Below are 7,954 nucleotides of genomic sequence, written 5' to 3' on the forward strand. Positions count from 1 at the left end.
TGGATGCGCCGTTTTCGTTGCTGCCCAGGGCAGGGCAATCAGCCGTCCACGGCCCGGCAGGAACCGCGCACCATCAGCTGCGGATGCACGCTGGTTGCGGTCGGCGCATCCGGCACGTCGGTCTGCACCAGCATCGCGGCAGCCATGCGGCCGATGTCGGAGACGTGGCGGCGCACCGACGTCAGCGGCGGCCACAGCCGCGATGCCAGCGGGCTGTCGTCGTAGCTGACGATCGACAACTGCTGCGGCACCGCGATGCCGGCGCGCAATGCCACCTGGTACACACCAGCCGCCATCTCGTCGTTGCCGGCGAAGATCGCACTGGGCCGTTGTCCGCCCATCAGCAGCCGTTCGGCGGCATGCACGCCCGACTCGAACGTATCGCCCGCTTCCAGCACGCGTTCACCCGGCAGGGTCAGGCCCACCTGCGCCAGCCGGTCGAGGAAGCCATGGGTGCGCTCGCGTGCGGTACGGCGATCCCCCGGACCCGCAATCACCGCGATATCGCGATGGCCCAGCGAGAGCAGGTAGCCCGCAGCCGCAGCGGCACCGTCGCGATCGTGGGTGACCACCGCCTGCACGTCTTCCTCCGATGCATGCGCATTGATGCGGATGTAGCGGCAGTCGATCGCGTCCAGCATCTGCGCCAGCGCCACCGACTCGGAGGCGCGCGGGCCGAGGATCACGCCATGCAGCTTCTGCTGCTGCACGAAGCGGCGCACGCCGTCCGCACAGTCCGCATCCTGGCTGTTGCACGGGTGCACCACCAGCTCATAGCCGGTGCCGCGCAGCGCTTCCAACGCGCCGTGCTGCAGGTCGACGATGCATTGGGCGCCCGGGTCGTCATACACCAGGCCGATCAGGAAGGAGCGGCGGAACGCGAGCCCGCGCGCCAGCGGGTCGGGCACGTAACCGACCTCGCGCATCAACGCCTCGACCTTGTCGCGGGTGTCTTTGCGCACCAGCGGCGAGTTGTTGATGATTCTTGAAACCGTTTTCTTGGAAACTCCCGACAGTCGTGCGATGTCGTTGATCGTGGCAGCCTTGCCCTTCGATGCCGGCAACGCGGCATCGCTAATTATTCGCACTGACATGTATAGAACCAGGTAAGTCGGAGAATTCTAGCCTTGCGCCCGAAGGGCGCGAAGTTGCGGAATGTCGCAGTTCGCTCAGAGCGCGTCGTATTCGACACGCTCCGCTGCGCGGGGTTCCATTGTGATCGCTCTACTTCGTTCGCATCTGAACCGTTCTTCCGCGCGTGTTCACCATGAATGCGGGCGCGACGCGCGCGAACGCCAACATTCCTTTAACCATGCTCCGCTACAGTCAGGACATGGACCTGCAGACTTCTCCGTTTCCGCCGTTCCGTGGCCGCGACAGGTTGATCGCTGCGGTCGACGCGGCGATGACCTCCGGTGATGCCGAGCGCATCACCGCCGACCTGCAGCTGGCGCTGCAGGAAGCCATCGCGGACAGCCGCATCGAATTGCCCGAGTGCGTACACCGTCCGGTCAGTGATCATTACGCGCGACGCCCGCTGTACCACAGCCGCGAACACGGCTACAGCGTGATTGCCATGAGCTGGGGCCCAGGGCAGGGCACGCCGCTGCACGACCACGATGCCATGTGGTGTGTGGAGGGAGTGTGGTCAGGCGAGCTGGAAATCACCCGCTATGAACTGCTGGAGCGCAACGGTGAGCGCTGCCGCTTCCGCCGCCACGCCGTGCTGCGCGGGGGCTGCGGCAGTGCCGGCAGCCTGATTCCGCCGCACGAGTACCACACCCTGCGCAACGCCAGCAACGAAGCGCTGGCGATCTCGGTTCACGTGTACGAGGCGCAGATGGAGCGCTCGGCGGTGTTCGATCCGCTCGGTGGTGACTGGTACCAGCGTCGCATCCAGGCATTGCAGGCCGACCCGGCCTGAGCCGGGGGCAGGGCGGGGCACCACCAGCACCGTCGTGAGCCACGTGGCATCATGCGCCGCTGCGCTGCCGGACCCGGCGGCGATCCGCGATGCCCGGTCGGGCAAGGAGCAAGACGATGTCCAGCGCTGATCCGCGCCTGCGCGCGCTGTTGAAGCTGGCACCGGTGATTCCGGTGTACACCCCCGAAGATGTGAATGAAGCGGTCGAAGTGGCCCAGGCGCTGTTCCGCGGCGGCCTGCCGGTGATCGAAGTGACGCTGCGCACGCCGCAGGCGCTGGATGCGATCAAGGCGATGGTCGAGGCCGTGCCCGATGCGGTAATCGGTGCCGGCACCGTGCTCAACGCCGCGCAGATGCAGGCAGCCAAGCAGGCCGGTGCGCGTTTCGCGGTGTCCCCCGGTGCCACGCCGACGCTGTATGCCGCCGCGCGTGATGCCGACCTGCCGTACCTGCCTGGTGCCGCCACTGCCTCCGACCTGATCCTGGGCCTGGAGCACGGCCACGACACCTTCAAGTTCTTCCCGGCGGTGCAGGCCGGTGGCGCTGCGTTGCTGGCGGCCTGGCACGGCCCGTTCGCCGATATGCGCTTCTGCCCGACCGGCGGCATCAGCGCGCAGACCGCGCCGCAGTTCCTGCACCTGCCCAACGTGCTGTGCGTGGGCGGCTCGTGGCTGACCACCCCGGCGCTGCTGCAGACCCGCGACTGGGATGCGATCGAGCGTCTGGCCCGCGAGGCCTCGGTACTGGCCGGCTGAACCGCTGCACGAATCGTCAAAGGTTTGATCGTGATCAAAGCGCCGGCCTCGAGCCGGCGTCATTCTGTGGGCAAGCGCACTACGGAGATCCGAACATGAATTCGACCATGAAGGCCGCTGTCGTGCGTGAGTTCGGCAAGCCACTGGTGATCGAGGAAGTCCAGGTACCGCGCCCGGGGGCGGGCGAAGTACTGGTCAAGATCGAGGCCTGTGGCGTCTGCCACACCGACCTGCACGCCGCCGAGGGCGACTGGCCGGTGAAACCGAACCCGCCGTTCATCCCCGGCCACGAGGGCGTGGGGCACGTCGTGGCCGTGGGAGGCGGGGTAGGGCACGTCAAGGAAGGCGACAGGGTCGGCATCCCCTGGTTGTACTCGGCGTGTGGCCATTGCGAACACTGCCTGGGTGGCTGGGAAACGCTGTGCGAGACACAGCGCAACACCGGTTACTCGGTCAACGGCGGCTTCGCCGAGTACGCACTGGCCGATGCCAACTATGTCGGCCTGCTTCCGAAGGACGTGGGCTTCGTCGAGATCGCGCCGGTGCTGTGCGCCGGCGTGACCGTCTACAAGGGCCTGAAGGTCACCGACACCAAACCCGGTGACTGGGTGGCGATTTCCGGCATCGGTGGCCTGGGCCACATGGCGGTGCAGTACGCCCGCGCGATGGGTCTGAACGTGGCTGCGGTGGATGTGGACGACAACAAGCTGGCATTGGCCCGGCAGCTCGGCGCGCAGATCACCGTGAACGCGCGTACCACCGATCCGGCCGCCTTCCTGAAGAAGGAAATCGGCGGCGCGCACGGCGCCCTGGTCACCGCGGTGTCGCCGAAGGCGTTCGAGCAGGCGCTGGGCATGGTCCGCCGTGGCGGCACGGTCTCGCTCAACGGACTGCCGCCCGGTAATTTCCCGCTGGACATCTTCGGCATGGTGCTCAACGGCATCACCGTGCGTGGCTCGATCGTCGGCACCCGGCTGGACCTGCAGGAGTCGCTGCAGTTCGCTGCCGAAGGCAAGGTCGCGGCCACGGTCAGCACCGACCGCCTGGAAAACATCAACGACGTGTTCGCGCGCATGCATGCGGGCACGATCGAAGGCCGCGTGGTGCTCGACTTCGCCGCCTGACCGCCTGTGCATGGCCGCCGTCGCTCCGTCCCCCTCTCCCACGGACGCGGCGGCCATGCCTATCCCCCGGTGGTGCCGGCCGTTGGCCGGCAAACCCCAGGCATTTCGCGCCGCCGTACAATGCGCGCATGCCCGACCTGCTCAAGACCCTGTTCCTGTCCCTCGTCGCCCTGATCGGCGGCGTGCTGTCGCTTGCGCTGGTCAGCAGCGTCGCCAGCTGGCTGCCCCCGCTGGTGGGCATGTCGCCGGACAACAACAGCGTGCAGCTGGGGTGGGACCTGGCCTTCAGCGTGCTCGGCGGCGTCGCTGGCATTTCCTTCGCCACCTACTACGCACCGTGCTGGCCGCGTTCGCATGGTTTTTCGATCTGGTCGTTGATCGCGCTCGGCTGCGCCTACGCAATGTGGACCGCAGGCGCGGATTTCCCGCTCTGGTTCGTCATTTCGCTGCTGGCGTCACTGCCGCTGCAGCTGCTGGCCGGCTGGTGGTTCGGTCGCCGCGCGTCGCGCGATCCGCGCTGAGCGCATCCAGGTAGTGCCGGCCGCTGGCCGGCAACCTCGCCCATCCTACAGGTGCCGGCCAGCGGCCGGCACTACCGCTTCAGCGACGGCAGCGTCTGCTTCAATCGCGCGATGCCCTGCCATGGGTCACCCTTCAGCCGCTTGGCACGCGCCAGCGCCTTGGCCATCGGAAACGCGTCGGCCGCGCTCACCCGCGCCAGTTCTTCCCAGCGCAGCGGCACCGCCACGCCGCCAGAATCGCGTGCACGCAGCGACCACGAGCACACGCTGGTGGCGCCTCGGGTGTTGCGCAGCCAGTCGATGAAGATGACGCCATTGCGCTTCGCCTTGCTCATCGTCGCCACGTAGCGGTCCGGCGCCTGCTCCGCCATCGCCTGTGCGAACGCCTCGCAGAATGCCTTGGCTTCGCCCCAGCCTGCCTTGGGCTGCAGTGGTACCACCACGTGCACCCCCTTGCCGCCAGACAGGCGTACGACGCTCTCCAGACCCACCTGCTGGAGGCGGTCACGCACATCGCGTGCACCGGCTTTCACCTGTGCCCAGCTGACGCCGTCACCAGGGTCGAGATCGAACACCAGTCGATCCGGATGCTCCGGGTCGGCCACGGTCGCACCCCAGGGATGCAGCTCCAGCGTGTTCATCTGCACCAGTTGCAGCAGGCCCCGCGCATCGTCGATGTAGACGTAATCCTCGCGGCCGCTCTTCTGCAGGAGGGGCACCGCATGCACCGCATCGCCCAGGCCGGGGCCATGATGCTTCTGGAAGAAGCAGGCCTTGCCGACGCCATCCGGACAGCGCAGCAATGACAGCGGACGTCCGGCGATTTCGGGCAGGATCCAGCGCGCCATGCGCTGGTAGTAGTCGGCCACGTCGCCCTTGCTCAGTTTCTGCTTTGGAAACACCACCCGCTCAGGATGGGTGATCTGGACCTCACCTCCGGCTTCGGCATCTGCGGTGCTCATTCCCAGGTCCTCCTCCTGCTTGTCGCTGCGCAACCGCTTGAAACTGGCCTGGCGGAGCAGGCCTTCCTTGCCCCAGCCACGGAACGCCACCTCCGCCACCGTCACCGGTTTCACCCAGCGTACGCTGGCGGCGCGGAACGGCACATGCGCCGGCAGCTGCAGCACCGGCGTCTTCACTGCCAAAGGCTGCAGTGCCTTGAGCAGCGCGCGCAGGCGCTCGTCGTCGAAGCCGGTACCCACGCGGCCCACATAGCGCAGCCCGGCCTTGTCCGGCGTGGCCAGAAGCAGCGAGCCGAATCCCACCCGGGAACCCTTGGGTGCCGTATAGCCGACGATCACGAACTCGTCGGTGTCTTCGTGCTTCACCTTCACCCAGCTGCGCGCGCGGGTGTTTACGTACGGCGCATCCACCTGCTTGCTGACGATGCCTTCGAAGCCGGCCTCGCCGCTGGCATCGAACACCTGCGGCCCATGGTCGACCACGTGTTCGCTGAAGGCCAGTGTGCCGGGCGCCGGCCCGATGAGATCCTTCAGCAGCGCCTTGCGTTCCAGCAACGGCGCACGACTGATGTCCACGCCGGCCACACCCGGAAGATCGAACACGATGTAACGCAACGGTTGCTTCGAGCTTCCATCGATCACGCGCTGCAGTGCTGCGAAATCGCTGCGTCCTTCCTTGTCCAGAACCACCAGCTCGCCATCCAGGCGCGCATCGCGCACCGGCAGCGCCAGCACGGCCTGCGCGACCTCGGGAAAATCGGCCGTCCAGTCCAGGCCGTTGCGCGAGCGGAGTTTCACCTCGCCATTGTGCAGATCGGCCAGCAGACGATAGCCGTCCCACTTGATCTCGTGCAGCCAGCGCTCGCCGTCGGGGGCACTGTCGCGATGATCGGTCAACTGCGGTTTGAACCCAAGGGGAAAGGGCGTATCACGTGCGCCGTGCAGTTGCAGCGCGCGTGCATGCCAACGCGCATCGGCCTTGCGCGTGGTCGTGCGTGCGACGGGTGCAGCACGCGCCGCCTTCGCTGTGGAACGCTTCTTCGCCGCAGATGCTCGTTTCGGCGTGGGTGCCGTCAGCAGGTCATCCGCCTCCGCGTCGCGCGCTTCGCCGTCGTCGCGCTTCATCAGCAGCCACTGCACCTGGCGGCCTTTCATCGCGGTCCGCACCAGCTTCCAGCCACCGGCCAGGCGTTGCCCGTGCAGCACGAAGTCGATCTTTCCAGCCGCCAGCGCCTGCAGTGGATCGCCTTCACAGGCCCAGGTGCCGTGATCGAAGACATGCACGTGGCCAGCGCCATAGTGGCCTTCAGGAATGTCTCCTTCGAAACCGGCGTAGGACAACGGGTGATCTTCCACCTCCACGGCCAGCCGCTTCTCACCAACGCGCAGCGAAGGCCCCTTGGGCACAGCCCAGCTCTTCAGTACGCCGTCCATTTCAAGGCGGAAGTCATAGTGACGCGAGCTTGCGTGATGCAGCTGGATGACGAAGGTCGGCCGCCGCTTCGGATCGCCGCGTGCGGGCGTGTCGTCAGGCTCCGGCGTCTGCCCGGCGCCACCACCCAGTCTGCGCTTGCGCCGGTACTGGTGCAGCGACATGGTTCAACCTGCCTTGCGCCGCGTGGTCTTCTTTATGGCCCTTTTGGCGGCCTTCTTCGCAGCCTTCTTCGCCGGTGCCTTGCGCATTGCCGGCTTCTTCGCCGGCGTGCGCTTGTTGGCGTCCAGGCTCTTCTGAAGCAACGCCATGAAATCCACCACATTGGTGGTGGCATCTTCACGTGGTGCGGGCTCGTCTTCCACCCGGGTAGTGCCGCCCTTGGATTTGATGCGCTTGTTCAGTACCAGCTGCAGACGCTCGCGGAACTCATCGTGATAATCCGAAGGATCCCAGTCACCGGCCATTGACTCGATCAGCTGTTCGGCCATCGCCGTTTCCTTGCTGGTGATGCGATAGTCGGACAGTTTTCCGGTGGGCAGCTTGTAGTCCTCGGGATCCACCAGCTCCTGCGGATAGCGCAGGATCATCAACACCAGCGCGTCCTCATGCGGCATCACCGCGCACAGGTATTCGCGCGTGCGCACCACCACCCGCGCGATGCCCACCTTGCCGGTACTGCGCAGCGTTTCGCGCAGCAGCACATAGCCCTTTTCGGCCTTCTTGCCGGGCACCAGCAGATACGGTTTCTCGTAGTAGCGTGGGTCGATCTGCGCCGCATCCACGAACGATTCCACCTCCACCGCTTCGTGGCTTTCCGGCGCCGCCGAACGGATATCACCTTCCTCCAGCACGACATAACTGCCCTTGTCGTACTCATAGGCTTTGACGATGTCCTTCCAGGGCACTTCCTCACCGGTGTCGGCGTTGACCCGTTCGAAACGGATCGGCTTGCGATCGCGGGAGTCGAGCATGCGGAACTGCAGATCGACCTTGCGTTCGCCGGACATCAGTGACACCGGCACGTTGAGCAGGCCAAACGACAACGTGCCGGTCCAGATCGGGCGGGCCATGGGCGCACCTTTGGCGGGGCAGGGTGCCCAGCGTGGGCCGGAGGGCGTAAACCAGCCGTGTCCGTGCCGTGCACGTGGGTTCTACGGAAAGCGGTAGTGCCGGCCGCTGGCCGGCTGAGGCTCGCGGCCTGAAGTTTCCTGGGGTTGCCGGCCAGCGGCCGGC

General features: G+C 66.5%; 7 protein-coding genes. 4 read left to right on the forward strand and 3 right to left on the reverse strand.

All coding sequences use genetic code 11. The annotated features are described in order from the left end of the window. Positions 1-38 precede the first annotated feature (38 nt). Positions 39-1,094: a LacI family DNA-binding transcriptional regulator gene (locus tag ACMZ91_RS09270; RefSeq protein ID WP_414577303.1), complete on the reverse strand. Its 1,056-nt coding sequence runs from the start codon at positions 1,092-1,094 to the stop codon at positions 39-41. 239 nt (positions 1,095-1,333) lie between these two features. On the opposite strand from ACMZ91_RS09270, the gene ACMZ91_RS09275 reads away from it, so the two are divergent. From ACMZ91_RS09275 to ACMZ91_RS09290, 4 genes are all read left to right on the forward strand, one after another. Beyond that, positions 1,334-1,924 (forward strand): cysteine dioxygenase family protein, encoded by a 591-nt coding sequence (locus ACMZ91_RS09275; protein WP_414577318.1) that lies wholly within the window; start codon positions 1,334-1,336, stop codon positions 1,922-1,924. A gap of 116 nt (positions 1,925-2,040) precedes the next feature. Then, a complete protein-coding gene (gene eda / locus ACMZ91_RS09280) occupies positions 2,041-2,679 on the forward strand; it encodes a bifunctional 4-hydroxy-2-oxoglutarate aldolase/2-dehydro-3-deoxy-phosphogluconate aldolase (RefSeq protein WP_049462437.1) in 639 nt (212 codons plus the stop codon). A 95-nt stretch (positions 2,680-2,774) separates the two neighbouring features. Then, positions 2,775-3,803 carry an alcohol dehydrogenase AdhP gene (gene adhP / locus ACMZ91_RS09285; RefSeq protein ID WP_049462439.1) on the forward strand — a complete coding sequence of 343 codons (1,029 nt, stop codon included), beginning with the start codon at positions 2,775-2,777 and terminating at the stop codon, positions 3,801-3,803. A 128-nt stretch (positions 3,804-3,931) separates the two neighbouring features. Beyond that, positions 3,932-4,324, forward strand: a complete 393-nt coding sequence (locus tag ACMZ91_RS09290; RefSeq protein ID WP_164079657.1) for a hypothetical protein — start codon at positions 3,932-3,934, stop codon at positions 4,322-4,324. 71 nt (positions 4,325-4,395) lie between these two features. Here the strand turns inward: ACMZ91_RS09290 and ligD are convergent, their stop codons facing one another. Both ligD and ku read right to left on the reverse strand, forming a co-directional pair. After that, the gene (ligD, locus tag ACMZ91_RS09295; RefSeq protein WP_414577305.1) at positions 4,396-6,882 is read right to left on the reverse strand and encodes a DNA ligase D; all 2,487 of its coding nucleotides are present in this window, start codon (positions 6,880-6,882) and stop codon (positions 4,396-4,398) included. A gap of 3 nt (positions 6,883-6,885) precedes the next feature. Next, positions 6,886-7,791, reverse strand: coding sequence for a non-homologous end joining protein Ku (gene ku / locus ACMZ91_RS09300; RefSeq protein WP_049462444.1), 906 nt, complete (start codon positions 7,789-7,791; stop codon positions 6,886-6,888). Positions 7,792-7,954: the final 163 nt, after the last annotated feature.

It is taken from the genome of Stenotrophomonas sp. FR024 (genome assembly GCF_047500745.2).
Lineage (GTDB): Bacteria > Pseudomonadota > Gammaproteobacteria > Xanthomonadales > Xanthomonadaceae > Stenotrophomonas > Stenotrophomonas maltophilia_A.